The following is a 26,167-nucleotide window of genomic DNA, read 5'->3' as shown; positions in this document are numbered from 1 at the left end:
AAAGGTCCCGTACTTCCCATGCCCGAGCTGGTGTTCTTCTCCGGAACGATGGACTGCGGAAAGAGCACTCTGGCGCTCCAGATCGCCCACAACCGTGACGCGCGGGGGCTCCAGGGCGTGATCTTCACCCGTGACGACCGGGCGGGCGAGGGCAAGCTGTCGTCCCGGCTGGGTTTGGTGACGGAGGCGGTCGAGGCGCCGGAGGACATGGACCTGTACGCGTACCTGGTCGCGCAGATCTCCAAGGGCGGCAGGGCGGACTACGTGATCGTGGACGAGGCCCAGTTCCTTGCGCCCGTCCAGATCGATCAACTGGCCCGGATCGTGGATGACTTGGACATGGACGTCTTCGCCTTCGGGATCACGACGGACTTCCGGACGAAGCTCTTCCCGGGCTCGCAGCGGCTGATCGAGCTGGCGGACCGCCTGGAGCAGCTCCAGGTGGAGGCCCTGTGCTGGTGCGGTGCCCGGGCCACGCACAACGCCCGTACGGTGGGCGGGGAGATGGTGGTCGAGGGCGCCCAGGTGGTGGTCGGCGACGTGAACCGCCCGGCCGGCGAGATCGGGTACGAGGTCCTGTGCCGCCGCCACCACCGCAAGCGGATGACCTCGGCCGCGGCCCACGCCGGCGCCCTCTCCCCGGACGTCCTCCCCGTCAATCACGCCTGAGCGCATTCCCCGCGCCCGTCACCTGGCCGTTTCTGGTGACTGGCTACCCCCCACCTCCGCCGTTCCCGGGAAACCCGTACGGTGCGCCCGCGGCCGGCCCGGGGATCTGGCCGCACACCTTCCCGTTCCGGTCGTGAGCCTGGAGCCGCTCCCGCTCATGGCCGAGGGCCTCCTCGAGGGCTCCGCCCGGACTGGCCTATTCCCCCGCTGGCCGGGGGGACGGGCGCGCGGTTGGATGCCACTGAAAGGGGGGAGCCGACATGAGGCTTGTGTCCTGTCCGTCCGGGGAGTGGGAGATCGCACGGGCCTTGCCGGACGAGCGATTACGGCCGGGGGTGCACAGCTACCGGGGCTTTCGGATCGCCCCGAGGAGGCCGCAGCGCCGCCTCGAACTGCCCCAAGGGATGGTGACGCTGGTCATCGGCTTCGAGGGCCCGGTGCGCATTGCGAACGCCGCCCACCCCGCGTGGACGCCGTACACCTCGCTGGTCGCGGGTCTGCACACCCGTGCCGCACTGGGGGAGCACGACGGCCGGGTCTCGGGGATGCAGCTGATCCTCACCCCCTGGGCCGCCTTCAGTGTCCTCGCCGTCGACATGCACGAGCTCGCCGAGTCCGTGGTCGACCTGGACGCGGTCCTCGGTGCCCGAGGCCGGGCCCTCGCCGACGCGCTCGCCGCCGCCCCGGGCTGGGCCGAGCGGTTCACCCTCCTCGACCGCGTGCTGACCCGCGCCTGCGCGTCCGGGCCCGCGGTCTGCCCGCAGGTGCTGCGGGCCTGGGAGCTGCTCTGCGTCGGCCGCCGACACCTTCCCGTCGGAGACGTGGCTGCCGAGGTCGGCTGGAGCGAACGACAGCTGCGGCGACGCTTCCAGGAGCAGATCGGAGTGTCCCCGATGGCCGTCACGCGCGTGGTCCGGTTGCGGCACGCGCTGCACCTGCTCACCACCGGTGCCTCGGCCACGGCCACCGCCTCGGCCTGCGGATTTCACGACCAGCCGCATTTCCAGCACGAGTTCAAGGCGATGACCAGCCTGACGCCCGCGGAGTTCCTGGCCCACCGGGCCCTGGGCGACGCCGGGCCCGCCCGCGTGGACCGCATCGCCGGCCGGGTCACCAGCGTCTTCCTCTCCGCCGGAGCAGGGCACGTACGGGGGCCGTTTTCTACAAGACGGGCGATACCCGGCGATGACAGGGTGAAGCCGCCCCGCCTGGAGACGCTTCCCCTGCCAGAGAGAGTGAAGGTGGCCAAGGTGCCGTCGGACGACGAAGTGATCGTGGTGCGCACCCCCGAGGAATTCCTCGGCATGCCCGAGGAATACCAGTCCATGGCGAAGAGGCAGATGCTCATCCACGCGGAGGGCGAGCTGTCCGGGGCCGACGACTACATCCGGGTCTTCTACCCGCTGGCGCCGAACGCGGAGGAGCGGCAGGTCTGCTGCGAGCGTGCCGCCGAGGAGATCAACCACTTCAAGGTGGCCAGCGCGGTCCTGTCGGACCTGGGCATCGACACCACACGGATGTCGACCCAGACGCTGGAGGAGCGGCGCAAGCTCTTCCTGACGGCCGACTTCCACAACAGCACCACCTGGGCCGAGCGCGGCGTGGTGTCCTGGCTGATCGAGGACGCCGTGATGGAGCTGCTCAAGGAGATGTCCGCGAGCAGCTACCGCCCCTGGGCCGACTCCTTCCGCACCGTCATCCAGGACGAGCGCGTGCACATCGCGCACGGCGCCCGCATCGTCCGCGGCCTGGTCAAGGACCGCGAGGGCAAGAAGCAGGTGCAGGCGGCGGTCGACCGGCTGTGGCCGCACTCGCTGGACGTCTTCGGCAATCCGACCTCCAAGAAGGCGGAGATCGCCGTCAGCTGGGGCCTGCGGACCCGTACCAACGCCGAGGCCCGGCACGACTGGGAGGTCCGCGGCGGCGCGAAGGTCAAGAAACTCGGGCTGACCCTTCCGGTCTGACCCGCCCGATCTGCAGAAGACCGGCAGCAGAACAGAGGAGCCCCCGAGCATGTCAGCCCAGCCACTGAACCTCACCCGGCGGCCCCGCTCGCGGGACGAGATCCGCGCACGCGTCGCCGACATCGTCGGAAAGGAACCGGAACTGGGGGTCAGACTCGACGCGTTACGCAGCTTCGGGCGGCAGGTGCGCAACACGGAGGTACACCTCACCGGTGCCTGCAACATCCGGTGCGACGGCTGCTGGTTCTTCGCCCACGACTTCGACTCGGCCGTCACGGACGAGCGCGATCGGGCCAAAGTGCGCAGCTTCGTGGAGCGCCTGAAGGCCGACGGGGTCACCTCGGCGCTCCTCATCGGCGGGGAGCCGACCCTCGTCCCGGACAAGATCAGACCGTTCGTCGAGCTGCTCGACTACGTGACCATCTCGACCAACGGCCTCCTCGCCCTGCCTCGGGAGGGGTTCGAGGACGTGGCGATCGCCGTGTCCGTCTTCGGCGGCGGTCCGCTCGACGACCAGCTCCGGGCGATCCACCCCAACGGCCGCCGCTTCTCCGGCCTGATCGACACCGCCCTCACCAACTACCGCGACGACCCCCGGGCCACGTTCATCTACGCGCTGACCGAGCCCGGGGTCGGATACATCGAAGAGACCGTCCGCAAGATGGCCGACAACGGCAATCTGATCAGCTTCAACTTCTACAGCGAGTACGGCGGCGACCACCCGCTCAAGGCGCTCGAAGGCCGCAAGCTGCTCGACGAGGCCCTGCGCGTCAAGGAGCTGTTCCCGCGGGCGGTGGTGAACGACCCGTACTACATCGAGGCCCTCATCACCGGCCGTTCGCACGGCCAGGACTTCGGGTACGACGTGTGCCCGAGCATCAGCGTCGACCACAAGGCGCACACGGAACGCATCGCCAACGGACACCCGGTGCTGCCGGGATTCAACGCATGGGGTGCCGACCTCGAAACCGTACAGTTCTGTTGCACTTCCGGCCACTGCGGGGACTGCCGGGACAGCCAGGCGGTGCACAGTTGGCTGCTGATGAGCATGCACGAGTTCCTCGACGGCCCCGACGACCTGCGCACCTGGCTCGGCGTCTCGGAGGGCTACTGGCGCCAGTGGAGCTGGTCGCCGTACAGCCCGCACCGCACGGCCTGACGGAACCGAACCACCGCAAGCCACAAGGAACAAGGAAGGGACGCACTGACGTGCCCCAGCCGTTCAGCGTTCGCATCGCCGTCCGCGAGTACGAGCTCGACACCCGCGGCCACCTCAACCAGGCGGTCTACCTCCAGTACTGCGAGCACGCGCTGTGGGAAGTGCTGCTGGCCGCGGGCATTCCGGGCGACAAGCTGCTGGCCGGCGGGGTCGGACCGGCCCAGCTGGAGTGCACCCTGAAGTTCAAGCGCGAGCTCCAGGGCGGGGACCGGGTCGACGTGGTCTGCACCTTCGAGTGGGGGACGGGCAAGACCTTCCGGCTGCGGCAGGACATCCGGAAGGCGGACGGCACCCTGGCCTGCGAGGTGACCGGCACGATCGGCCTCCTCGACCTGGCCCGCCGCACCCTGGTCGCCGACCCCGGCGGCTACCTCCGCAAGCTGGCCGAGGACCCCACGGTCATCGGACTCTGACCGGGGCGGCCGTCCAGCCGGATCTCGCCCTCGGCCACGAACCCGGTACGCACGAGCACGGCGCGCCCCCGCGTTGTCGAGCGTCGTGACGGCCCGTGGTGCCTGCCTACTGGAAGCTGAGCCGGTGGGGATGTGCCGGAGCGGCGGGGCAGGTGTGGATGCGCATGAGGCCGCGGCCGAGGTGGACGCCGACCGGGTCACTGATCCGGTCGTCCGGCACGGCGGGCCGGTCCTCCAGCGGGATCCAGCTCTCCGAGGCCCCGTCCCACTCGCCGCCGGCCACGGTGAGCAGGGGAGGCATGGGCGTTCCGCAAGCTCCACAGGTGATGTCCGCCGGATCGGTGAGGTGCCAGGAGGCGAAGCCGCCGACCTTCCAGCCCGGTGCGATGGACAGGTCACCCCGGTAGGTGACCTCGTCCTCCTCGTCCGCGCGCGCGGCGGCCATGGCGGCCGCGTACTCCTCGTACGTGTCGAAGCCGGAGGGGTCGGAGGGGCCGGAGGAGTCGAAGGCGTCGTCGTCCTCCTCCTCGTCCTCGTCTCCTCCCTCCCACGTGTCGATGGCCTCCTGAAGGTCCTCGTCCAGCAGGCCCTCGTACTCGTGCTCCACCACCTGTTCGGGGTGCAGCCCGCACGGGTTCGGGACGCATTCGGCCCGGCCCACGACGACGGGTTCCGGGATCACGGCGAGGACCTCGCCCACGTCCTGGGAGCGCCGCCACTTCAGTACGACGTCGACGGTCCGGTCGGGGCCGTGCACCTCGAAGGGACACCAGAGGACCTGGAGCAGGTCGCAGCCGTCCGGTCCGACGAGGTCGGGGACGTCACGGGTGAAGAGCTGCGCGACGGCGAGCAGCGGAATCGGGTCCGTGTCGGCGATGTGCGGGGCGTGCGGTCCCGGCCGGAGGGCGTCCAGGACCGTGCGTTCCGCGTCGCCCGGACCCGACCCGGGATCGCGGCGCCACGCTTCGTCGAGGAGCCGCCGCTGGAGGCGTACGTCGGATAGTCGGTGCCCGCGGCCCTTGCGGTGGACGGCGGTGCACACGGGCCACGGCTCGTCTGCGGGCCACAGGAACGGACCGGCCACCGAGCTGTCCTCGACCTCGGGAGAGCCGTGGCGCGGGTGGAGACGGGTGCTGGTGCGGCGGTGGCCGGCGAGCGCCGGGAAGAGGACCTCGGCGTCGACCGGGCGGGGCGGGGTCGTGCGGGTCATGTGATCCTCACTCGCGGTTCGGGGCCGAGGCTACACGCCGGTCCCGACGCCGTCCTCCTGCCTCAGCGGAACTCGTGGACCACCTGGATCTCGCCGACGATGTGGGCGTTGAAGTCGTCCAGCTCCTCAGCCGGAACCCAGAGTTCGAGGATCGTCCGGCCGCCGGCCTGCTGGACGGGATACCTGCTCAAGAACTCCGTCTCGACCTCGAACCGGGTGACGAAGCCGGCGCCGTCGTGCTTTACGTTCCAGTCCCGGGCGATCCTGACCGCGTAGTCCTCGTTGAGGACCGGGTAGAAGATCGGCTGCTCGGGGAGCCTGGGCGGCCACGCGCGCCAGTCCAACTCGCGCACCAGGTCCAGCTCCACGGGGCCGGTGGGGCGCCACAGGGTCGTCGTTGCTTGCTGGCCGGTCATGTGAGTCGCTCTCTGAACCTGGGAAGCCGCGCTGGCACGGCCCGTCGGGAGATCGGACCCTAGTGGCGACGCGACCTCGGCGGCCACCCGGTTTCCGCCCCGGACATCGCTTCCAGGGGCCTGCCGGGCGTGCCCGTATCGTGAGGACATGAGGATGCACCAGAGCACTGCCGTGAGTGTTGACGCGATGCTCGAGGACTTGCGCACGCTCGTCGAGGTCGAGTCCCCCTCGCGTGACCTCGATGCGCTGAACGCGTCGGCCCGTGCTGTGGCGGCCGTCATCGAGAGCCGGCTGGGCGGGCGGGCCGTCCTGGTGGAGAGCCAGGCCGGGCCGCACGTGCACTGGTCGGGCGGGGGCGATCCCCGGGTGCTGATCCTCGGTCACCACGACACGGTCTTCCCGCTGGGCACGCTGGGGCGCCGCCCCTTCCGGGTGGAGGGCGGGCACGCGACGGGCCCCGGGGTCTTCGACATGCTCGGGGGTCTGGTTCAGGCCCTCCACGGCCTGGCGGCGCTGGACGACCTCTCGGGTGTGGAGGTCCTGGTGACCGCTGACGAGGAGGTCGGTTCCGGTTCCTCCCGGGTTCTGATCGAGGAGCGGGCTCGTGCCTGCGGCGCGGTGCTCGTGTTCGAGGGTGCGGCCGACGGCGGGGGCCTGAAGACGGGGCGCAAGGGGTGCGGCACGTTCGAGGTGGTCGTCAAGGGGCGGGCGGCGCATGCGGGGTTGGAGCCGGAGGCCGGAGTGAACGCGCTGGTCGAGGCCGCGTACCAGGTGCTGGACCTCGTGGCGCTCGGCCGGCCGGAGATCGGGACGACGGTGACGCCGACCGTGGCCTCGGCGGGAACCTCGGACAACGTCGTTCCGGCGGAGGCGACGGTGTGGGTCGACGTCCGGGTCGAGTCGGCCGCGGAGAAGGAGCGCGTCGAGGCGGCGATGGCGGCACTGGCTCCGCACCTGGACGGGGCGGAGATCGTGGTTCGGGGGTCCGTGGGCCGGCCCCCGATGCCGGAGTCGGCGTCGGCGGAGTTGTTCGAGATGGCGCGGCGACTGCTGCCGGGCATCGAGGGCAAGGCGGTCGGCGGCGGCAGCGACGGCAACTTCACGGGCGCGTTGGGGGTGCCTACGCTCGACGGCTTGGGAGCGGTCGGCGGCGGCGCGCACGCCGACCACGAGTACCTGGTGGTCGATGCGATGGCGGAGCGGGCGCATCTCGTCACGGGACTCGTGAACGCGATCCGCGACGGCGGGTAGGACATCGCCGGACCCGCACCACACCGTGTCGATGGGGACGAGGCGCGCCCCAAGGGTCCCCCCGTTCCGGTCGCCGCCCTTGTGACGCCCGTTGGATGTCCCGGTAATCCACCGAGCGACGGCAAGGGGAGGCGGCGGCGCGGCGCCCCCGGCATTTCGAGGGATCGGGCACACGGGGAGGAGCGGCACGATCGGATCGATCACTCGTGACTGATGGATGATCGGGTTCGATCGGTCGGCCGTACGCCCGGGGCCCGGTTCCAGTGCATCCGGGACCAGGGGAGCGCGAGTTCGGTCCGGCCCGTGACCTGCCGCGGCGTCAGGGAGTCGACGGCGGCCGCCTCGCGGTGGCGGGCGTACACGCCGTCCACGTACCGGTGGCCGGTGTCGGCGGCGATGAACAGGACCGTGCGTTCCGGGGCCTGGCTGCGTTCCCAGCGGGCGGCTAGGTAGCCGGCCCCGGTGGACAGGCCGGCGAAGACCGCGTGCCGCCGCAACAGGTCGACGCTGCCGGCCAACGCGGCGTCGAAGGAGATCCAGTGGAGCGTGTCGTAGGACGCGTGGCTGACGTTCTCGAAGGGGATGGAGCTGCCGATCCCGGCAATGATGATCTCGGGGTCGGCGACGTGCTCGGCGCCGAAGGTGACACTGCCGAAGGGCTGCACGCCGACGAGTTCGACATCGGGGGATCCCTCCCTCAGATAGCGGGCGAGGGCTCCGGTGGAGGCGCCCGAGCCGACCCCGCCGACCAGGGTCAGGGCGCCCGCGCCCGTCGACTGCCGGATCTGCTCGGCCACGGCACGGTAGCCCAGGTAGTGGATGTCGTCGTGGTACTGCCGCATCCAGTGGTACTCGGGGTGCTCCGCGAGGATCTCGTGGACGCGCTCGACCCGCCGCTTCTGGTCCAGCTTCAGGTCCTCGCAGGGCTCCATCCGATCCAGCGTCGCCCCGAGCACGGCCAGTTGGGTGCACAGCGTGCGATCGACGGTCGTCGAGCCGACGATGTGACAGCGCATGCCGTGGCGGTGACAGGCCAGCGCGAGGGCGTACGCGTAGATCCCGCTGGAGCTGTCCAGCAGGGTGTCCCCGCGCCGCACCACCCCCGTGTCGAGCAGGTGGCGGACCGCGGCGAGGGCGGAGACGACCTTCATGGTCTCAAAGCGCAGGCAGACGAGCCGGTCGTCGAGGCGTATCAGGTCGGGCCGGCCGATGGCCTCCGCAATGTGCTGGTCCACTCGGGAACTCCTGGGTCGACGGGAGGGGCGGGAGGGGTGGGAGGGACGGAAGGGGCGGGAAGGTCGTGAAGACGCGGGTCGCGGCGATGCCGTTGCTGTCCAGGGCCCGCACGCAATCGCGGATCCGGTGGCGCAGGCCCGGGGCCGCCGGGTCGAGGAGCAGACCGGCCACCGCACCGCTGTGCGCGATCTGGACCCCCAGAGCCCCGAGCCGCCGGCCGATGCCGGTGAGCGCGTCGAACTCCGGATGGGACAAGAGCTGTTGGCCCCGTCGCGCGCTGGCGCTCGCGACCCGGCCCAGCAGGGCGGCGTCGCCCGTGGCCACGGCCCGCCGCAGCAGGGCGCGCAGCCGCTCGAAGGCGCGTACGTCGCTCTCGTCGTACGTAGGGACCGGCAGGGCGAGGGTGTCCACGGGCGCGCCCCCGCCCAGGGCGCAGCCCACGACGACGAGGGGCGGCAGGCGGGGGCCGAGGACCTCCAGCACCCGCCCCTCGCGCTGGGCGAAGAGCGTCGGGCGGCCGTCGAGCATCAGCGGGTCGCAGGCCAGTTCGGCGCGCACCGCCAGCCGGGCGACGGTGCCGGGTGCCAGCCGCACCCCGTAGGAGTCCGCGACGGCGCGCACGACGGCGATGACATCACTGGTGGAGCTGCCCATGCCGAGTCCCACCGGGATGTCGCCGGTGAGCCGCAACTCCCCTCCGCAGGGCGGCTCCCGGCGTCGCCGTGCGCATTCCGCGACGGTGAGGGCCGCCGCTCGGGCGGCCTTCGTGCGGGCTCCCGGTAGGACGGTGAGCTGCTCCGGCGGGGTACCGGGCAGCCGGGTGAACTCGGCCCGGCTGCCCATCCCGGACATCGGCAGGGTGACCAGGCCGGCGCACCGGCGCCCGGTGGCGTCGAGGAAGACGCCCTGGAGGATCTCGCCGTGGTGGCACGGGGCGTGCCCGGTGCCGCGGCGGGCGGGGGGTGCGATCACGGCTGAACCGCCGTCCGGTAGCGGTACAGCGGCGTCGGGTCGGCGCTGAACTGCGAGAAGGGGAAGGGCTCCGCGGACAGGGCGGTCACCCCGGAGCCGAGGAAGGCCCGGGCCACCGCGCTGCCGCTCTGCGCGTAGACGACCAGCGGGACGCCCCGGGTGCGGCAGCGGTCGAGGACGGTGTCGAAGGAGCCGTTGCTGAGGGTCATGCCGGTGGCGACGACGGCGTCGGCGTGCTCCAGCACCTCGTGCATGTCGGTGGTGACGGGGTCGCCCCACTGGGTGGACGTGAGGTTGAAGTCGCACGGCAGCGGTACGCCGCCCCGCTCGCGGATCGCCGCGACCAGCGGGTTCACCACGCCGATGAGGCCGACCCGGGCGCCCGCGCGGATGTCCAGCAGCCCGGCGATGGCCGCGTCACGGGCCCGGGCGCGCACTTCGGGGGTGCCCGCGGGGAGGGTGAGCCGCTCCGCTCCGGCGTCGCGGTGCGGGAGCTGCCCGGCCAGGTACGCGTCGAGGGCGGCGATCCGCAGCGGGCGCGGAGCCTCGCGCAGCAGCACGTCGAGCGGGGCGCCCGAGGAGTCGCGGCAGATCGCCGGGTCGATCTCGCCGGCCTCGAAGGCGCAGCCGCCGAAGGAGCCGCCGAGGCGCACCAGGACGTACTGGTTGAGGTAGGTGGTGTCGCCGCCGGCCAGCCGGGTGCCGTGGTGGATCCAGAACACGCTGGTCGCCACGAGTTCGCGGGGCAGCGGGCCGTGTTCACCGGCCAGTACCGCCGCGATGAGGGAGTCGACGGTCGGTGCGGGTGCGGAGGTCGGGTGGCTCGTCATGACGTTCCTTGTCGGAGTACGGGAAGGGGTGCGGGTGGGGGTGGGGGTGGGGTGGTGCGCAGGGGGCCGCGGTAGGACACCGAGGGCCGCCCCAGGGAGTCGGTGGCCAGTTCGGCGTCGACCTCGAAGATCCGTGCGAGGCGTTCGGCGGTGAGGACGGCGGCGGGGGTGCCGGAGGCGATCAGGCGGCCCCGGTGCATGAGCAGCAGCCGATCGCAGTGGCGGGCGGCCAGGGTGAGGTCGTGCAGGGCGACCAGGACCGTCTGCGCGGTGCCAGCGAGCAGTTCCATCAGCTCCAACTGGTGTTTGACGTCCAGGTGGTTGGTGGGCTCGTCGAGGAGCAGACCGTACGGTTGCTGGGCGAGCGCGCGGGCGATGTGCGCGCGCTGCCGCTCGCCGCCCGACAGGCTCTTCCAGGAGCGCCCGGCGAGCGCGGTGAGGCCGACGCGGTCCAGCGCGGCGGCGACGACGGCCCGGTCGGTGGCGTCCGGTCCGCGCAGGCCGTCGCGGAAGGGGGTCCGTCCCAGCCCCACGACGTCGGCGACGCGCAGGTCGGAGTCGGATCCGGAGTCCTGTTCCACGAAGGCGATCCGGCGGGCGATGCGGCGCGCGCTCCAGTTCCGTATCGACCGGCCGTCGTAGCGCACCGTGCCCGCGTCGGGCGCGCGCAGCCCGGCCAGGCAGCGCAACAACGAGGACTTGCCGGAGCCGTTGGGGCCGAGCAGCCCGACCGTCTCGCCCGGCGCGATGTCCAGATCGACCCCGCGGACGACGGGCGTGCCCGAGGCCGACCAGCTCAGGTCTTCGGCGGTGATCCTCACAGTTCACCCCTCCTGCGCAGGACGAGGAGGAACAGCGGTACGCCGAGCAGCGCGGTGATCACGCCGACCGGTATCTCGCGCGGCGCGAAGGCGACCCGAGCCAGGGCGTCGGTCCAGACCAGGAACACCGCGCCGGCGAGCGCCGCGTGGGGGAGCAGGACCCGGTGCAGCGGACCGGCCAGCAGGCGCACCCCGTGCGGGACGATCAGTCCGACGAACCCGATGGCGCCGACGGTGGCCACCGCCACCGAGGTCAGCACGGCCGTCACCACGAGCAGCAGCAGCCGGGTGCGCCGTACGCCGATCCCCAGCGAGGCGGCGGTGTCCGCGCCGAACGCGAGCCCGTCGAGGGCGTTCGCGCACAGCCAGGCGGCCGCGAGCCCCAGCGGGGTGACGACCGCACAGACCACGACGGCGTCCCAACGGGCCGGGGCCATCGACCCCAGCAGCCAGTGGGTGAGGGCGCGCGTGGTGTCGGCGTCGGCCGAGGCCATCAGGACGAGTGAGGTCAGGGCGGTGAAGAGCTGCCCGACGACCACGCCCGTGAGGACGATGCGGACCGAGTCCAGGCCCGTCCGGTGCAGCAGCGCCACCAGCAGGCCGAAGGAGAGCAGGGCGCCGACGAGGGCGCCGCCGGTGATCCCGAGGGTTCCGGCGCCCAGCCCGGACAGGGGCAGGACGGCCACGGTGACGGCCCCGGCCGAGGCCCCCGAGGACACGCCGAGCAGGTACGGGTCGGCCAGCGCGTTGCGGGTGACGGCCTGCAGTACGGTGCCGCAGACCGCCAGCGAGGCGCCGACCAGGGCCGCCATCAGGACCCGCGGTAGCCGCAGGTCCCAGACGAGCGAGTCCAGCAGCGGCGGCAGCGGTTCGGTGGCCAGGCCCAGCCGGGCCCCGAGCACCCGGCCGAGGTCGCTCCAACCCACGTCGGCGCTGCCGATGCGGGTGCTCGCCGCCACCGAGGCGACCAGGACGAGCACGCCGGCGAGGAACAGCCCCGCCCGGGCCGGTGCGCCGGACCGCGCGGCCCGCGGCGGCGCGGACGGCGCGCCCACCCGGACCTCGCGGGCGGCCGGGAGCAGCAGGTCCACCACCCCCACCGCCGGGTCAGCGGACATGTCCGAGGTCCTTCATCCCCGCCGCCAGCAGCCCCAGGGCGTGCACGGACCGTACGGAGGGGTCCAGTTCGATGCCCGGCACCTCGATGATCTTGTTGTCGCGGACCGCCGCCAGCTTGGAGACGACCGGGTCCCCGGCCATCGCGGCGCGCTTCTCGGCGGCGCTGTCGCCGGGCCGGCCGCGCTCGCTCAGATCGCCGATCACGATGAAGTCCGGGTCGCGCCGGGCGACTTCCTCCCAGGAGACCTCCGGCCAGTCCTCGGCCACGTCGTCGAAGGCGTTCTTCGCGCCGACGATCCGGCTCATCTCACTGGGCAGACCGGTGCGCCCGGCGACGTAGGGCATGCCGTTGAAGACCGAGTAGAGGTAGACGACGGTGGGCTGCTTCCCGCCCCGGGCGGTGGCCCCGGCGGCGTTCTCGCCGGCCTTGGCGACGGCGGCGCGCTGCTCCTGGGCGAGCCGGCCGGCCCGCTCCTCGCCGCCGAAGACCTTGCCGAGCTGTTCGTAGTCGGAGAAGAGCAGTTCGAAGGGTGTCTTTCCGGCCTCGTTCTGCTGCGGGCAGTCCACCGCGCTGACGAAGGTGGGGACCCCCAGGGCGGCCAGTTCCTCGCGGGTGCCGGCGCGGTCCTTCGTGTAGAGGTCGGTGGAGCCGGCCACCACGAAGTCGGGCGTGGCCGCCAGCAGTTGCTCGCCAGTGGCGATCTTGGGGGCGATGACCGGGACCTTGGCGTAGGCGTCCTGGTACTGCGCGGGGATCTTCGTCTTGAGGTTGGCCGTCCCGGCCATCCGGTCCTGGAGCCCCAGTTCCAGCAGGGTTTCGGTCGAGGTCTGGTCCAGGGCGACGGCGCGCTGCGGGGGCCGGTCGAAGGAGAACTGCCGCCCGCAACTGTCGAGTGCCGCCGTGCGGGTGGCGGGTCCGCCCTTCGATGCGTGGTCGCCGGTGGTGGTCGAGCAGCCCGTGGTGGCGAGTGCCAGGGCGAGTGCGAGGGGGATGCCGATCCGGGCGCGGTGGCGCATGGGTTCTCCGGTCTGGGAAGAGCGTGGGTGTGGTCGAGCGCCGGGCAGGAGTGCCGTGTTCGAAGGGTACTGTAATGGTTATCGTTTTCATTAACACCCCCGGGTCGAGGTTCACCGAACCGCGCCCCGCGACCTGCCGACGAACGAGGAGCACCCCACCGTGGCGACCACACCCGTGCCCGCGACGCCCAAGACCGGCCCGCCGCCCGCGCGTTCCGTCCTGCGCGACACCGCCTTCCTGCGCCTGTGGGCGGGCACCACCGCCTCCGGACTCGCGACCTGGGCGCTGCCCTTCGTCCTGGGTCTCGCCGTCCTGCACCGGGAACTCGGCGCGGCCGGCCTCGGCCTGGTCCTCGCGGCACGCACTGCCGGCTTCCTCGTCGCCGTAGCCGTCGGCGGGGTGCTGGCCGACCGTCACGCGCGCCGGACGGTCGTGCTCTGGTCCGCCCTCGCAGCCGCGTCCGCCGCCCCGCTCCTCGCCCTCGGCCTCGGTCGGTCGCTGCTGGTGATGACCCTGGCCGCCGCCCTCGCGGGCGCGGGTCAGGGAGCCTGCCGCCCCGCCTTCCAAGCGCTCACCGCCGAGGTCGTCGCCGCCGACCGCAGGCAGCAGGCCAATGCCGCCATGACCATGGCGGTACGGACCTCCACGCTCGCGGGCCCCGCCCTGACGGCGCTGCTGGCGGCGTTCGTCGACGTGGGGACGCTGCTGCTGGGGATCGGCCTGCTCTGGCTGGTCGCCGCCCTCCTGCCGGGCCGCGGCGCCCCGGCCGTCGGATCGGCGGCCCCCGCCCCGCGCGTGTCCCTGCGTGCCGAGTTCGTCGACGGCATACGCGAAGCCCGCCGCCACCCCTGGTTCCTCGCCGGACTCGGCGCCCTGACCACCGTGATCGCACTGGGCTACTCCGCCACCAGCGTCGCCCTGCCCCTCATCAGCCGAGACCGCTACGGCGCCGGGTGGGTCATGGCCGCGGCCATGACCGCCTACACCGTGGGCGCGCTCGGCGGGGCCCTGGTCACCGCCCGCCGGCGGCCCCGCTCCCCGGGCTGGAGCGCCTTCGCCGGCCTGGCCGTCTACGGCTTCGCGCCGCTGAGCCTGATGCTGCCGGTCCACCCGGCCGTGGTGATCGCGGCCTACGTCCTGGCCGGAATCGGGATCGAGCTGTTCAACGTGCCCTGGTTCACGGCCACCCAGCGCGAGGTCGCCCCGGACAAGCTCGCCCGCGTCTCCTCGCTGGACTTCCTCCTGTCCTACGGCTTCGCCCCGCTGGGCCTCGCCCTCATCGCCCCGGCCATCGACGCCTTCGGCGTCACCCCGGTCCTCGCCGGGTGCGCCGCGGCCTGCTTCCTCGCACCGGCCGCGGCCGCCCTCGTACCCACCGCCCGGCACTTCGGGCGGGCTGCGGGGCCGGGGGAGCGCTGAGCTCAGTGCGGCGGGCGCACGAGGGCGAAGACCGCGCCCTCCGGGTCCGCGACCGTGGCCTGCCGTCCGCGCGGGCCCTCACGGGGCGGGTCGACGACGCGCCCGCCGAGCTCGACGACCCGCGCGGCCGCCACGTCGGTGTCCTCCACCTCGAAGTACGCCATCCAGTGCGGCCCCCGGTCGTGCGGCAGCGAGCGGCCGATGCCGTGCACGGCCGCCACCGGGTGCCCCTCCAGGTGCAGGGTCAGGTAGTCGAAGTCGTCGGAGGCCGCGGCGTGGGTCTGGGCCTCGTGGCCGAAGACGTGCTCGTAGAACTTCCCGACCGTCGAGGTGTCCTGGGTGACCAGCTCGTTCCACACGGGGGTGCCCGGCCCGCGGTACGGCCGGGTGCCCATGCGGCTCTGCGCCTGCCACAGCCCGAAGATGGCGCCCAGCGGGTCGGAGCAGATCGCCACCCGCCCCGCGATGCCCGCGTCCAGCGGGCCCACCGCCACCGTGCCGCCGCAGGCCCGGACCGACTCGGCGGTCGCGTCCGCGTCGTCCGTGGCGAGGTACGTCGTCCAGGCCACGGGAAGATGCCGGTCCGGCGGCATCTCGCCGATCCCGGCCACCTCGTGGCCGTCCAGCACCGCGCGGACGTACGGGCCGAGCTGCTCGGGCCCCGGTTCGTACTCCCAGCCGAACAGGTCGGCGTAGAAGTCCTCGGTGGTCCCGAGCCCGTGCACCATGAGGCTCACCCAGCACGGGGTACCGGGCGTGCGCCGGGTTGGTTCCGCTGCCTCGGTCATGTCAGCCGTCTCCTCCGTCGTGGCGCTTACCGGTGCTGATGCTTCCACTCCCGGCGACTCGGCGCGCCCCGACCGGGCCGCACAAATGCGGCCCGGCACGGAGTTGACCGGATCGGTTCGGCCCACCGATGACGGGCTTGTTACGCCGGTGCCGGGCGGGGAGGAAGATGGCCGGCATGACTGCAAAATCTGCGATCCTCGCCGCCGCCGAACTGAGGAACGAGCTGGCCGGTCCCCGCCCGCCGGTGCTGCTGGACGTCCGCTGGCAGCTCGGCGGCCCCGACCAGCGGCCCGCCTACGAGGCAGGACACCTGCCCGGGGCGGTGTACGTCGACCTCGACCGCGAACTGGCAGGTCCGCCCGGGGCGGGCGGCCGCCACCCGCTGCCGGACCCCGAAGCCTTCGGGGAGGCCATGCGGCGGGCGGGCGTCCCGGCGGACGGGCCCGTCGTTGTGTACGACGGCGGGCTGGGCTGGGCGGCGGCCCGGGCATGGTGGTTGCTGCGCTGGACGGGTCACCCGAACGTGCGGGTCCTGGACGGCGGCTTGGCCGCCTGGACGGCCTCCGGGGGTGCGGTGACGGCCGACCGGGTGACTCCTGCGGAGGGCGATTTCAAGCCAACCCCGGGTGCGGTCGGGCTGCTGGACGCGGACGCGGCGGCCCTGCGCGCGCGTGCAGGGGTCCTGCTGGACGCCCGCGCGGGGGAGCGCTACCGGGGCGAGGTCGAACCGATCGACCCGGTCGGCGGCCACATCCCGGGGGCGCTGTCGGCCCCGACCACGGAGAACGTGGGTCCGGACGGGCGCTTCCTGCCCGCGGACGCCCTGCGCGCCCGGTTCGAGGAGCTCGGCGCGTCCGAGGGGACGGCGGTGGGCGTGTACTGCGGCTCGGGGGTCTCCGGAGCGCATGAGGTGCTGGCCCTGGAGGTGGCGGGCATCGAGTCGGACCTCTACGCGGGCAGTTGGTCCGAGTGGTCCGGCGATCCGGCCCGCCCGGTGGCCACGGGCCCGGACCCCCAGTAGGCAGACGGCGATGCCGCCGCCGGGTCCTGCCCGGCGGCGGTGCTCCTCCTGGGTGCTACTCCTGCTTCTTGCGGCGGGTGCCGAAGACGATCTCGTCCCAGCTCGGGACCGCCGCACGGCGCCCGGGGCGGACCCCGTCGGCCTCGGCCTGGCGGTCGGTGGTGCCCGTCAGCCGGTCCCGGTGGCCGGCCACCGTGCGCGGCATCAGCACATCGGCGTACGCGGCGCCCGCGCCCGCCGAGGCGGCGGGTGCCGGCGGCTCTTCCGCTTCCGGTTCGGTGTCGTCCGGGGTCTCGGTGCGGTCCGGGACCACCATGTCGCCGCGGAAGCTCGGGACCGCCTCCAGCAGGCTGGTGAGGGTGTCCCGTTCCTCTTCGGGTTCCGGCGCGGGCGCGGGCCTGCTTTCGGCGCGCTCCAGCTGCCGGTCCAGGGCGCGGTCCAGCGGCCGGTCGCGCGGCAGCCGCGCGATCCTCGGAACGAAGGGGAAGCTCGGCTCCGGCGCCGCCGGCAGGTCCTCCGACTCGCCGATCAGGGAGCGGGCCTCGTCGTCCACGGCCACGACCAGCCGGCGCGGCGGGTCGTAGGTCCAGCTCGCCGAGTGCGGTTCGCCCGCGACCAGGTAGACGAGCAGGACCTCCCAGGTGCCGTCGTCGCGGCGCCAGGAGTCCCACTGGACGGATTCCTTCTCGGCCCCGCGCAGGGTCAGCCGCTCCTGCACGGCCTCGCCGAGCTGCGGACCGGTGTTCTCGCCGGGACGGCGCACGGGGGTCTTGCGGGCGCGCTCGGCCATGAACGCGCGCTCGGCGAGCACCGGGCCCTCGAAGCGGCGTACGCGGTCGACGGGGATGCCGGCGAGTTGAGCGACCTCCTCCGCGGAGGCACCGGCCCGTATGCGGGCCTGGATGTCGCGGGGGCGGAGGTGGCTCTCCACCTCGATCTCGATCTGGTTCAGGCGTGCGCGATCGTTGCGGACGGCGGCCCGGAGCCGCTCGTCGATCGGAAGCGTGTACTCCGTGCTGTCCGCAGCCTTGAGCACCAGTCGTGTGCCGTCATTTGAGACGGCCACGACACGCAGTTCGGGCATGGGGACCTCCCGGGTGGTGCCTGCCGACGTCACGTGCGTCGCTGCTTCCGCTAGTCGAGTGTGGCCTGCCCGGGTGCAGCCTGCCACAACCTTGCCGAGTTAAACCGGCGTGTCGGGCATGCGCCCTTGATCGCCGTTATGGCACGGTTACCTGTTGGGCACGCACAGTGACCGAACGGTTACTGTGCGCAGCAGGAGCCCGTGCAATACCGCGGCATCACCGGTCTTTGAGTGCCGTGTTCCATCCGTCGGCCCCCTCTCCCGAGTCCGGACATCCGAAAGGAAGGACGGCCCCAGGGCTCGCCACAGTACTCCATTCGGGCCACCTGGGTGGACCGCCGCGCCGCCGAACTTTACCCGGACGGCGGGAGTTGGCCTGCCCTCGATCGGGCCCGACCTGCACCCGTGGTCCGTTTTCGGGTGTCTTGCTTCACATAATCACTAGAAACGGAACTATCTGCTTCGCTCAGCGGTCGGTAACTCCTGGAAGAGGAGAAGCACGAGAGGCACGACACGGCGGGGATGGCGATGGGTCAGAAGGTGACGCGGGACGTCGAGGACGAACCGGAGGAGAAGAAGCTCGACCTGAGCGCGGCCCAGGTCGCCGGTTCCTCGCTCGCCACCGTTGCCGCGGCCCTGCTCGCCTCGAAGATGGGCGTCTACGGGACCATCCTCGGTGCCGGTGTGGTCAGCGTGGTCGCCACCGCGGGCGGGCCCGTCATCCAGCACTTCTTCCGGCGCACCGGCGACCAGCTGCGGGGCGGCGCCCGGCTCAGTGTCCGTCAGGTGCCCCCGCCCCGCGCGGAGTCGACGGGCGCGGACACCATGGGCCCGGGGGCCCGGGGGTCCGCCACCGGGGAGTTCGGCGAGGCCACCGTGCACGGCACCCGGGTACGGGGCTGGAAGCGCACCGCGGTCGCCTCCGGCGCGGCCTTCGCCATCGCCCTCGGCGGCCTCGGCACTTACGAGGCGATGGCCGGTACCTCCGTCAGCAGCGACGGCGGAACCCTCTTCTCCGGCGGCACCCGCAAGGTGGGCCAGGACCGCCCCGCACCGCACCGGGACGAGCCGGGCGGCGAGGAGAAGGGCGGGCGGAGCCCCGGGTCCGGTACCTCCCCGAGTCCCTCGCCGCCGCCCGGGGGCCGCAGCCCGAGCTCCGGACCCAGCCCCTCCGGCTCCGGGAACCCCGGGAACTCCGGGGCCTCCGCGGACCCGACGCCCAGCGCCTCCCCGTCGAAGGAGGCCCCGAGTTCGTCCCCGGCCGCCCCCACCCCGCCGGCTCCGACGCCCAGTCCGGACGCGCCGGGGCCGACGGTGCGGCAGAGCGCTCCCTGACACCGGACCGGCTCAGTCCCCCAGGACGCGCCGCAGGTAGTCGTTGCCGAAGACCCGGTCCGGGTCGAGGCGGTCGCGCAGTGCGGTGAACTCGCCGAACCGCGGGTAGACCTCCGCGAAGTACCCCGCGTCCCGCGTGTGCACCTTGCCCCAGTGCGGACGCCCGCCGTGCGCGGTGAAGATGCGCTCGGCCGCCGTGAAGTAGGCCTGGTACGGGGTGCCCTTGTACATGTGCACCGCGATGTACGCCGTGTCGCGCCCGGAGGCCGTCGACAGCGTGATGTCGTCCGCCGGAGCCGTCCGCACCTCCACGGGGAAGCTGATCCGCAATCCGGAACGGTCCACCATCGCCCGCAGCTCCCGCAGCGCCTCGACCACCTGCTCGCGCGGGAGGGCGTACTCCATCTCCACGAAGCGCACCCGGCGCGGACTGGTGAACACCTTGTACGGGATGTCCGTGTACGCGCGGGCCGACAGGGCGCGGCTGGCCACGCGGGCGATGGAGGGGATGGTCGCCGGGACCGCGCGGCCCAGCGAGTTGACGGCCTGGAAGAGGCCGTTGGAGAGCAGCTCGTCATCGACCCAGGCGCTCACCCGTCCGGGTGGAGCGGCGGGGCCCTGGCTGCGGTTGTTCCGCTTGGTGTTGCAGTTGCCGGTGTGCGGGAACCAGTAGAACTCGAAGTGCTCGTTCTCCGCGAAGTGCTCCTCGAACTCCGCCGTCACCCGGTCGAAGCCCATCGGCTCCTCCCGGGCGGTCAGGAAGAAGAGGGGCTCCACGGCGAAGGTGATCGCGGTGACGATGCCGAGCGCGCCGATGCCGATCCGGGCTGCCGCGAAGACCTCGGGATTCTCCTTCTCGGAGCAGGTCAGCAGCCGGCCGTCGGCGGTGACCAGTTCCAGGCCGCGGATCTGGGCGGCGATGGAGGCCGAGTCGCGGCCGGTGCCGTGGGTGCCGGTGCTGGTGGCGCCGGAGACCGTCTGCTCCATGATGTCGCCCATGTTGGTGAGCGACAGGCCCTCCCGGGCCAGGGCCACGTTGAGGTCCTTGAGGACCGTGCCCGCCGCCACCGTGACGGTCCCGGCGGCCCGGTCGATCGACCGGATCCCGGCCAGGGCCTGCGGGCGGACGAGCACCCCGTCGGTCGCCGCGGCCGCGGTGAAGGAGTGGCCGGTGCCGACCGCCTTCACCCGCAGACCGTCCTCGGCGGCCCGACGGACCGTTTCCTGGAGCTCCCCGACCGAAGCCGGGGTCACCGTGCGGACCGGTGTGGCGGTGATGTTGCCGGCCCAGTTATGCCACGCGGTCCGTTCCGTGCTGCTCTGCCCTGCTGTCGCCGTCCCCATCGATTGCTGGTCCCTCCCCTTGCGCCGGCCTCGTCAGCCGGCGGTATCCCGCGAACGCAACCGCCGCCGCGGACACCCCCGCCGATACGGAGACGACGTACCCGGTCTGCGCACCCGCTGCGTCGACGACCCAGCCGGTCACGGAGGACCCGAGCGCGATTCCGACCGCGAGGCCGGTGCTGATCCAGGTCATGCCCTCGGTCAGCTTCGCGTGTGGCACGTGCGCCTCGATCAGGGCCATCGTGGTGATCATCGTGGGAGCGATGGCGAGGCCCGAGACGAAGAGCGCCACGGCCAGAAACGGAAGGTTCCCGGCCAGTAGGAGGGGGATCATACTCACGGCCATCGCACTGATGCCCAGTACCCAGCGAGGTTCGGCCTTGCCTTTGAAGTGCAACAGGCCGAAGACGATGCCGGCCAGGCAGGATCCGAACGCCCAGACCGCCAGGAACACCCCGCCGAGGGACTTGTTGCCGTGCTCCTCGGCGAAGGCCAGGGTGGCCACGTCCACGGAGCCGAAGATCGCGCCGGTCGCGACGAAGGTCGCCACCAGGACCTGGAGACCGGGGGAGCGCAGCGCCGAGGACCGGTCCGTGTGCTCCTCGTGCGGATGCGGCTTCGGCTCGGTGGCGGTCAGCGCCGTCAGCCACCACACGCCCGTCAGCAGGCAGACGAGGGCGACCACCGGGCCGGCCTCGGGGAACCAGCCGGCCGAGAGCGTCGCGGCCAGCGGCGGGCCCACGATGAAGCAGAGCTCGTCGACGATGGATTCGAACGAGTAGGCGGTGTGCAGCTGGGGGGTGTCGCGGAAGAGCGCCGTCCACCGGGCCCGGACCATCGATCCGACGCTGGGCACGCAGCCGGCGACGACGGCGAAGGCGAAGAGCGTCCAGCTCGGCCAGCCGTTCGCCGCAGCGACCAGCAGGCCGGTCACCGCGGCGGCCGCGATCAGGGTGGCGGGGCGCAGCACCCGCCTCTGCCCGTGCTGGTCGACCAGCCGGGACACCTGGGGGCCCACGGCCGCGGCGGACAGGGCGATGGTGGCGGTGATGCCGCCCGCGAGGGCGTAGCTGCCGCCCAGCTCCGTGATCATCGTGAGGACACCGATGCCCACCATGGACAGCGGCATCCGGCCCAGAAGGCCGGCGGCTGTGAACCCCTTGGTGCCGGGGGTCGCGAATATCGCGCGGTAGGGACTGGGCAAGGTGGTGCCCTCCGTAAGGGACGTGGTTGGCTCACACAGGTTACGTCTGCCGACAAGGCACCCGCATGGGGAAAATACCGACAGGAAGTTAGGGTGACCTTACCTGTCGTCCGAGGTGTGGGACGGGCCGGGTCCGTTGCCCGGGCGCGGACGCCGGGGTGGCAGGATTCGAGGCATGTCAGACCAGCTCCGTGCCCCCGACGGCGGCTCCGCCGCCCCTTACGACGCCCTCCTGCTGCTGTCCTTCGGCGGCCCCGAGGGACCCGACGACGTCGTGCCCTTCCTGGAGAACGTCACGCGCGGGCGGGGCATCCCGCGCGAGCGGCTCAAGGAGGTCGGGCAGCACTACTTCGGATTCGGCGGGGTCAGCCCGATCAACGGGCAGAACCGCGAGCTGCTGGACGCGCTGCGCAAGGACTTTGCGGGGCACGGCCTGGACCTGCCGGTCTACTGGGGCAACCGCAACTGGGCCCCGTACCTGACCGACGTGATGCGGGAGATGGCCGCCGACGGGCGCCGCCGCATCGCGGTGCTCGCGACCAGCGCGTACGCCTCGTACTCGGGCTGCCGCCAGTACCGCGAGAACCTCGCCGACGCGCTGGCCACCCTCGCCGAGGAGGGCGTGGAGCTGCCGCGGGTCGACAAGCTGCGCCACTACTTCAACCACCCGGGCTTCGTGGAGCCCATGATCGACGGGGTGGTGGCCTCGCTCGCCGCCCTGCCCGAGGAAGTGCGCTCAGGCGCGCACCTCGCCTTCACCACCCACTCCATTCCGACCGCCGCCGCGGACGCCTCCGGTCCGGTCGAGGACCACACCGGGGACGGCGAGGGCGGGGCGTACGTCAAGCAGCACCTCGACGTCGCCCGGGTGATCGCGGACGAGGTAGCGGCCCGGACCGGGGTCGCGCACCCCTGGGAGCTCGTCTACCAGTCCCGCAGCGGCGCCCCGCACGTCCCGTGGCTGGAGCCGGACATCTGTGACCACCTGGAGGCCCTGCACACCGCCGGGGCGCCCGCCGTCGTCATGGTGCCCATCGGCTTCGTCTCCGACCACATGGAAGTCCTCTACGACCTGGACACCGAAGCCACCGCGAAGGCGGCCGAGCTGGGCCTGCCCGTGCAGCGGTCCGCGACGGTCGGCGCCGATCCGCGCTTCGCCGGGGCCGTACGGGAGCTGGTGCTGGAGCGGGCCGCCAAGGAGCGGGGGGAGCCGGCCGCGGAGTGCTGGGTCGGCACGCTGGGCCAGAGTCATGACCTGTGCGCGGTGGGCTGCTGCCCGGCGCGCGGCCCCCGGCCGGCGGCCGCGGGCGTGGACAGTCCGTACGCGTAGGGAGTGGGACCGTGATCTCTGACGAGCTGAAGGCCGAACTGCTGGAAGTGGGCCTGGAGGCCGCCCGGCGGGCCGGGGCCCTGCTGCGCGACGGCCGCCCGGCCGACCTGGCGGTGGCGGCGACGAAGACCAGCCCGATCGACGTGGTGACCGAGATGGACATCGCGGCGGAGAAGCTGATCACCGGGATCCTCGCCGAGCGGCGGCCCGAGGACGGGCTGCTCGGCGAGGAGGGTGCGGACGCCCCGGGGACGAGCGGGGTGCGCTGGATCGTCGATCCGCTGGACGGCACCGTGAACTACCTCTACGGGCTCCCGAGCTGGGGCGTGTCCATCGCGGCCGAGTACGGCGGCGAGAGCGTGGTGGGCGTCGTGGCGGCCCCGATGCGCGGGGAGACCTACCACGCGGTGCTCGGCGGCGGGGCGTGGCTGGGTACGACGCCCCTCGCCTGCCGGCCGGCGGCGCCGCTGGACCAGGCACTGCTCGGGACCGGCTTCGCGTACGTCCAGACCAGGCGGGCCCACCAGGCCGAGGTCGCGGCGCGGATCATCCCGCTGGTGCGGGACGTCCGGCGGGGCGGGTCGGCGGCGCTGGACCTGTGTGACGTGGCCGCCGGGCGGCTGGACGGGTACTACGAGCGGGGACTGAACCCGTGGGACCTGGCCGCCGGTGACCTGATCGCCCGGGAGGCCGGGGCCGTGACCGGGGGCCGTCCGGGCGAGCCGGCCTCGGGCGAGCTGACCCTGGCCGCCACGCCGGCGGTGTTCGCCTCGGTGCAGCCGCTGCTGGAGGAGTTCGGAGCCTGGCACGACTGAACGCGTACGACGGGAAGCACGTGGACCCCGCACGCCCGCTCGGGCGTCCGGGGTCCACGTCGTTCAGGGGTCGTACGAAGTCGTGCAGGGATCGTGCAGGGGCCGTACGGAGATCGTGCGGGAGCAGGATGCGTGCAGGGGTCGTGCGGTGGTCGTGCGGGAAAGCGGGCCGGCCGATCGGGGGATCAGCAGGCGGGCACGGCGGCCGAGACCGGGACACCGTGTTCGGCGGCCAGGCGCTGGAGATCCTCCAGCTCCGCCAGTTCCACTTCCGCGAGGAAGTCGTCGCCCGTCTCGCGGGCGTGCCTGAGGTCCGACTGCGTGGTCCTGATGCGCTGCAGGAGACCCGCGGTGAATGCGTCCATGATGGGTTCGCCCCCTCTTCGTGGGTCGGCGGCGGAACGTGGCTTTCCGCCGTCAGGGAGTGGATGGGGTGTGATCTCGTCCTCCCCTGCACTCCGGGCCCAGAAACCTCGCAAGGCCAGGGAATCCTCACTTCCGCCCCGTCAGCCCCTCCACGAGCCGCCTTACAGCCGGTTTATGGCCGAAACGGGCAGGATGGGCGACGCAATAGACGCAATACACGTGTGCCCTTCTGGGCTCGGAGGAAGGAAACGACGTGCGCGTACTCGTCGTCGAGGACGAGCAGCTGCTCGCCGATGCGGTGGCCACCGGACTGCGCCGGGAGGCCATGGCCGTGGACGTCGTGTACGACGGCGCCGCCGCCCTGGAGCGGGTCGGCGTGAACGACTACGACGTGGTCGTGCTCGACCGGGACCTCCCGCTCGTCCACGGTGACGACGTGTGCCGGAAGATCGTCGAGCTCGGCATGCCCACCCGTGTGCTGATGCTGACGGCCTCCGGCGACGTCAGCGACCGGGTGGAGGGGCTGGAACTCGGTGCGGACGACTACCTGCCCAAGCCCTTCGCCTTCACCGAGCTGACCGCCCGCGTGCGGGCGCTCGGGCGGCGCACCACGGTCGCGCTGCCGCCCGTACTGGAGCGGGCCGGCATCAAGCTGGACCCGAACCGGAGGGAAGTATTCCGCGAGGGCAAGGAGGTCCAGCTGGCGCCGAAGGAGTTCGCCGTGCTGGAGGTGCTCATGCGCAGCGAGGGGACCGTCGTCTCCGCCGAGCAGCTGCTGGAGAAGGCCTGGGACGAGAACACCGACCCCTTCACCAACGTCGTACGGGTGACCGTGATGACCCTGCGCCGCAAGCTGGGCGAGCCGCCCGTCATCGTGACCGTGCCCGGCTCCGGATACCGGATCTGATGCGCATGGCAACCACCCCGGCGCCACCGGCGGCGCCACCGAAACCGACATGGGACCCCGGCCAGCCCGAGGGTCCCTTCCCGTGGCTGCGGCCGACCATCCGGATACGGCTCACGCTGCTGTACGGCGGGATGTTCCTGATCGCCGGCATCCTGTTGCTGTCGATCATCTACCTGCTCGCGGCCCAGGCCCTGCGGCAGGGCAACGCGATCCCGTTCACGATCGTCCGCGGTCAGAACATCGAGGTCACCAGCACCACCTGCTCCGGTGTGAGCGGCACCAACCAGCCGTTCGAGCAGTTCACCGCGGCGATCAACCAGTGCGTCCTCGAACAGCGCCGGCACGCCCTGGACGACCTGCTGAGCCGGTCGCTGATGGCGCTCCTCGGGCTGAGCATCATCGCCTTCGCCTTCGGCTACGCGATGGCCGGCCGGGTGCTCTCGCCGCTCGGCAAGATCACCCGGACCGCCCGCCGGGTCGTGGGCTCCGACCTGACCCGGCGGATCGAGCTGGACGGGCCGGACGACGAGCTCAAGGAGCTCGCCGACACCTTCGACGACATGCTCGACCGGCTGGAGCGGGCCTTCACGGCCCAGCAGCGGTTCGTCGCGAACGCCTCGCACGAGCTGCGGACCCCGCTCGCGATCAACCGGACCCTGCTCGAGGTGCACCTCTCCGATCCGGGGGCGCCGATCGAGCTCCAGCAGCTCGGCAAGACCCTGCTCGCCACCAACGAGCGCAGTGAGCAGCTGGTCGAGGGCCTGCTGCTGCTGGCCCGCAGCGAGAACCAGATCGTCGAGCGCAAACCGGTGGACCTGGCGGAGGTCGCCTCGCGCGCCGTCGACCAGGTGCGCGGCGAAGCCGAGGCGAAGGGCGTGGAGATCCGCGGCGAGCGCGCGCCGGCCGTCGTGCAGGGCAACGGGGTGCTGCTGGAGCGGATCGCCCTCAACCTGGTCCAGAATGCCGTCCGGTACAACGTGCCGGAGGACGGCTGGGTGGAGGTGGTCACCGAGGCCCAGCACGATCAGGCGGTCCTCCTGGTATCGAACACGGGTCCCGTTGTTCCCGCGTACGAGGTGGACAACCTCTTCGAGCCCTTCAGGCGGCTGCGTACGGAGCGCACGGGCAGCGACAAGGGTGTCGGACTGGGTCTGTCGATCGCGCGCTCCGTGGCGCGCGCACACGGCGGCAGGATCCAGGCGATGCCACGGGAGGGCGGTGGCCTCGTGATGCGTGTCACTCTTCCCTTGTGAGACCGCGACCCCGTGTTCGCTTTTGGCTGAATACCTGTCCTGTGAAAACAATCGGTCCTGTGTGATCGATCACAGTGACCGGTGTCTGCCCATGTGCGTTCAGTGACCCCGTCGCGGCCGGAACGCCCGGGAAGTCCGGGTTTCCGGCCCCTCGGATGGCG

The 26,167-nt window shown here is 72.4% G+C and carries 25 protein-coding genes; 12 read left to right on the top strand and 13 right to left on the bottom strand.

Annotated elements, in window-relative coordinates:
• The first annotated feature begins 18 nt into the window (after nt 1-18).
• From OG386_RS13590 to OG386_RS13575, 4 genes are all read left to right on the top strand, one after another.
• Entirely contained in the window at nt 19-669 is a 651-nt protein-coding gene (locus tag OG386_RS13590; protein WP_328788393.1) for a thymidine kinase, read from the top strand.
• Nucleotides 670-929: 260 nt separating this feature from the next.
• Complete coding sequence (locus OG386_RS13585; RefSeq protein ID WP_328788392.1) at nt 930-2,633, top strand: Phenylacetic acid catabolic protein; 1,704 nt, start codon at nt 930-932, stop codon at nt 2,631-2,633.
• Between the two features lie 49 nt (nt 2,634-2,682).
• On the top strand, nt 2,683-3,792 hold the full coding sequence (locus OG386_RS13580) for a radical SAM protein (protein WP_328788391.1): 1,110 nt from the start codon (nt 2,683-2,685) through the stop codon (nt 3,790-3,792).
• A 50-nt stretch (nt 3,793-3,842) separates the two neighbouring features.
• Nucleotides 3,843-4,265: an acyl-CoA thioesterase gene (locus tag OG386_RS13575; protein WP_327382868.1), complete on the top strand. Its 423-nt coding sequence runs from the start codon at nt 3,843-3,845 to the stop codon at nt 4,263-4,265.
• Nucleotides 4,266-4,371: 106 nt separating this feature from the next.
• Here the strand turns inward: OG386_RS13575 and OG386_RS13570 are convergent, their stop codons facing one another.
• Both OG386_RS13570 and OG386_RS13565 read right to left on the bottom strand, forming a co-directional pair.
• Entirely contained in the window at nt 4,372-5,475 is a 1,104-nt protein-coding gene (locus OG386_RS13570; RefSeq protein WP_328788390.1) for a hypothetical protein, read from the bottom strand.
• A gap of 62 nt (nt 5,476-5,537) precedes the next feature.
• Nucleotides 5,538-5,891 (bottom strand): hypothetical protein, encoded by a 354-nt coding sequence (locus OG386_RS13565; RefSeq protein WP_328788389.1) that lies wholly within the window; start codon nt 5,889-5,891, stop codon nt 5,538-5,540.
• Between the two features lie 154 nt (nt 5,892-6,045).
• Between OG386_RS13565 and OG386_RS13560 the strand changes: the two genes are divergently transcribed.
• Nucleotides 6,046-7,143: a M20 family metallopeptidase gene (locus OG386_RS13560; RefSeq protein ID WP_443053308.1), complete on the top strand. Its 1,098-nt coding sequence runs from the start codon at nt 6,046-6,048 to the stop codon at nt 7,141-7,143.
• A 200-nt stretch (nt 7,144-7,343) separates the two neighbouring features.
• Here the strand turns inward: OG386_RS13560 and OG386_RS13555 are convergent, their stop codons facing one another.
• Genes OG386_RS13555 through OG386_RS13530 form a run of 6 tightly spaced genes read right to left on the bottom strand, consistent with a single transcriptional unit; the run spans nt 7,344 to nt 13,138 of the window.
• Nucleotides 7,344-8,378, bottom strand: a complete 1,035-nt coding sequence (locus OG386_RS13555) for a pyridoxal-phosphate dependent enzyme (RefSeq protein WP_328788387.1) — start codon at nt 8,376-8,378, stop codon at nt 7,344-7,346.
• On the bottom strand, nt 8,299-9,351 hold the full coding sequence (locus OG386_RS13550) for a GHMP family kinase ATP-binding protein (protein ID WP_328788386.1): 1,053 nt from the start codon (nt 9,349-9,351) through the stop codon (nt 8,299-8,301). Before OG386_RS13550 ends, OG386_RS13555 begins: the two co-directional genes overlap by 80 nt.
• Nucleotides 9,348-10,181, bottom strand: coding sequence for a Rossmann-like domain-containing protein (locus tag OG386_RS13545; protein WP_328788385.1), 834 nt, complete (start codon nt 10,179-10,181; stop codon nt 9,348-9,350). Before OG386_RS13545 ends, OG386_RS13550 begins: the two co-directional genes overlap by 4 nt.
• The gene (locus OG386_RS13540; RefSeq protein WP_328788384.1) at nt 10,178-11,002 is read right to left on the bottom strand and encodes an ABC transporter ATP-binding protein; all 825 of its coding nucleotides are present in this window, start codon (nt 11,000-11,002) and stop codon (nt 10,178-10,180) included. The genes OG386_RS13545 and OG386_RS13540 overlap by 4 nt, the downstream gene beginning before the upstream one ends.
• Nucleotides 10,999-12,120: a FecCD family ABC transporter permease gene (locus OG386_RS13535; protein ID WP_328788383.1), complete on the bottom strand. Its 1,122-nt coding sequence runs from the start codon at nt 12,118-12,120 to the stop codon at nt 10,999-11,001. Before OG386_RS13535 ends, OG386_RS13540 begins: the two co-directional genes overlap by 4 nt.
• On the bottom strand, nt 12,110-13,138 hold the full coding sequence (locus OG386_RS13530; RefSeq protein ID WP_328788382.1) for an ABC transporter substrate-binding protein: 1,029 nt from the start codon (nt 13,136-13,138) through the stop codon (nt 12,110-12,112). The genes OG386_RS13535 and OG386_RS13530 overlap by 11 nt, the downstream gene beginning before the upstream one ends.
• 160 nt (nt 13,139-13,298) lie before the next feature.
• Between OG386_RS13530 and OG386_RS13525 the strand changes: the two genes are divergently transcribed.
• Nucleotides 13,299-14,558 (top strand): MFS transporter, encoded by a 1,260-nt coding sequence (locus OG386_RS13525; protein WP_328788381.1) that lies wholly within the window; start codon nt 13,299-13,301, stop codon nt 14,556-14,558.
• 2 nt (nt 14,559-14,560) lie between these two features.
• Here the strand turns inward: OG386_RS13525 and OG386_RS13520 are convergent, their stop codons facing one another.
• Entirely contained in the window at nt 14,561-15,346 is a 786-nt protein-coding gene (locus OG386_RS13520; RefSeq protein ID WP_328788380.1) for a VOC family protein, read from the bottom strand.
• 176 nt (nt 15,347-15,522) lie between these two features.
• Here OG386_RS13520 and OG386_RS13515 point away from each other — a divergent pair, with 176 nt between their 5' ends.
• Nucleotides 15,523-16,368, top strand: coding sequence for a sulfurtransferase (locus OG386_RS13515; RefSeq protein WP_327382856.1), 846 nt, complete (start codon nt 15,523-15,525; stop codon nt 16,366-16,368).
• Between the two features lie 55 nt (nt 16,369-16,423).
• Here the strand turns inward: OG386_RS13515 and sepH are convergent, their stop codons facing one another.
• A complete protein-coding gene (gene sepH / locus OG386_RS13510) occupies nt 16,424-17,452 on the bottom strand; it encodes a septation protein SepH (protein WP_037711702.1) in 1,029 nt (342 codons plus the stop codon).
• Between the two features lie 528 nt (nt 17,453-17,980).
• Between sepH and OG386_RS13505 the strand changes: the two genes are divergently transcribed.
• Entirely contained in the window at nt 17,981-18,787 is an 807-nt protein-coding gene (locus OG386_RS13505; RefSeq protein ID WP_328788379.1) for a hypothetical protein, read from the top strand.
• Between the two features lie 12 nt (nt 18,788-18,799).
• Here OG386_RS13505 and OG386_RS13500 read toward each other — a convergent pair whose 3' ends face one another.
• Nucleotides 18,800-20,131, bottom strand: a complete 1,332-nt coding sequence (locus OG386_RS13500; RefSeq protein WP_328788378.1) for a D-arabinono-1,4-lactone oxidase — start codon at nt 20,129-20,131, stop codon at nt 18,800-18,802.
• Nucleotides 20,079-21,335: an MFS transporter gene (locus OG386_RS13495; RefSeq protein ID WP_328788377.1), complete on the bottom strand. Its 1,257-nt coding sequence runs from the start codon at nt 21,333-21,335 to the stop codon at nt 20,079-20,081. The genes OG386_RS13500 and OG386_RS13495 overlap by 53 nt, the downstream gene beginning before the upstream one ends.
• Nucleotides 21,336-21,510: 175 nt before the next feature.
• Between OG386_RS13495 and OG386_RS13490 the strand changes: the two genes are divergently transcribed.
• Entirely contained in the window at nt 21,511-22,665 is a 1,155-nt protein-coding gene (locus OG386_RS13490) for a ferrochelatase (RefSeq protein WP_328788376.1), read from the top strand.
• A gap of 11 nt (nt 22,666-22,676) precedes the next feature.
• Nucleotides 22,677-23,480, top strand: coding sequence for an inositol monophosphatase family protein (locus OG386_RS13485; protein ID WP_442815557.1), 804 nt, complete (start codon nt 22,677-22,679; stop codon nt 23,478-23,480).
• Between the two features lie 185 nt (nt 23,481-23,665).
• Here the strand turns inward: OG386_RS13485 and OG386_RS13480 are convergent, their stop codons facing one another.
• Entirely contained in the window at nt 23,666-23,845 is a 180-nt protein-coding gene (locus OG386_RS13480) for a hypothetical protein (RefSeq protein ID WP_030008766.1), read from the bottom strand.
• Between the two features lie 254 nt (nt 23,846-24,099).
• Between OG386_RS13480 and OG386_RS13475 the strand changes: the two genes are divergently transcribed.
• Both OG386_RS13475 and OG386_RS13470 read left to right on the top strand, forming a co-directional pair.
• On the top strand, nt 24,100-24,753 hold the full coding sequence (locus OG386_RS13475; protein WP_030008767.1) for a response regulator transcription factor: 654 nt from the start codon (nt 24,100-24,102) through the stop codon (nt 24,751-24,753).
• 5 nt (nt 24,754-24,758) lie between these two features.
• Nucleotides 24,759-26,006 (top strand): sensor histidine kinase, encoded by a 1,248-nt coding sequence (locus OG386_RS13470; RefSeq protein ID WP_314248759.1) that lies wholly within the window; start codon nt 24,759-24,761, stop codon nt 26,004-26,006.
• Nucleotides 26,007-26,167: the final 161 nt, after the last annotated feature.

This window comes from Streptomyces sp. NBC_00273 (assembly GCF_036178145.1).
In the GTDB taxonomy this organism is placed as follows: Bacteria; Actinomycetota; Actinomycetes; order Streptomycetales; family Streptomycetaceae; genus Streptomyces.
Note: the sequence above shows the minus strand (reverse complement) of the source record. Positions and strands in the feature narration are given on the sequence as shown.

Excerpts from the sequence above, each read along its gene's own strand:
- OG386_RS13590 (WP_328788393.1), top strand. The coding sequence starts at position 19 with ATGCCCGAGCTGGTGTTCTTCTCCGGAACGATGGACTGCGGAAAGAGC.
- OG386_RS13585 (WP_328788392.1), top strand. The coding sequence starts at position 930 with ATGAGGCTTGTGTCCTGTCCGTCCGGGGAGTGGGAGATCGCACGGGCC.
- OG386_RS13580 (WP_328788391.1), top strand. The coding sequence starts at position 2,683 with ATGTCAGCCCAGCCACTGAACCTCACCCGGCGGCCCCGCTCGCGGGAC.
- OG386_RS13570 (WP_328788390.1), bottom strand. The coding sequence starts at position 5,475 with ATGACCCGCACGACCCCGCCCCGCCCGGTCGACGCCGAGGTCCTCTTC.
- OG386_RS13565 (WP_328788389.1), bottom strand. The coding sequence starts at position 5,891 with ATGACCGGCCAGCAAGCAACGACGACCCTGTGGCGCCCCACCGGCCCC.
- OG386_RS13560 (WP_443053308.1), top strand. The coding sequence starts at position 6,046 with ATGCACCAGAGCACTGCCGTGAGTGTTGACGCGATGCTCGAGGACTTG.
- OG386_RS13545 (WP_328788385.1), bottom strand. The coding sequence starts at position 10,181 with ATGACGAGCCACCCGACCTCCGCACCCGCACCGACCGTCGACTCCCTC.
- OG386_RS13535 (WP_328788383.1), bottom strand. The coding sequence starts at position 12,120 with ATGTCCGCTGACCCGGCGGTGGGGGTGGTGGACCTGCTGCTCCCGGCC.
- OG386_RS13530 (WP_328788382.1), bottom strand. The coding sequence starts at position 13,138 with ATGCGCCACCGCGCCCGGATCGGCATCCCCCTCGCACTCGCCCTGGCA.
- OG386_RS13520 (WP_328788380.1), bottom strand. The coding sequence starts at position 15,346 with ATGACCGAGGCAGCGGAACCAACCCGGCGCACGCCCGGTACCCCGTGC.
- OG386_RS13515 (WP_327382856.1), top strand. The coding sequence starts at position 15,523 with ATGACTGCAAAATCTGCGATCCTCGCCGCCGCCGAACTGAGGAACGAG.
- sepH (WP_037711702.1), bottom strand. The coding sequence starts at position 17,452 with ATGCCCGAACTGCGTGTCGTGGCCGTCTCAAATGACGGCACACGACTG.
- OG386_RS13505 (WP_328788379.1), top strand. The coding sequence starts at position 17,981 with ATGGGTCAGAAGGTGACGCGGGACGTCGAGGACGAACCGGAGGAGAAG.
- OG386_RS13500 (WP_328788378.1), bottom strand. The coding sequence starts at position 20,131 with ATGGGGACGGCGACAGCAGGGCAGAGCAGCACGGAACGGACCGCGTGG.
- OG386_RS13490 (WP_328788376.1), top strand. The coding sequence starts at position 21,511 with ATGTCAGACCAGCTCCGTGCCCCCGACGGCGGCTCCGCCGCCCCTTAC.
- OG386_RS13480 (WP_030008766.1), bottom strand. The coding sequence starts at position 23,845 with ATGGACGCATTCACCGCGGGTCTCCTGCAGCGCATCAGGACCACGCAG.
- OG386_RS13470 (WP_314248759.1), top strand. The coding sequence starts at position 24,759 with ATGGCAACCACCCCGGCGCCACCGGCGGCGCCACCGAAACCGACATGG.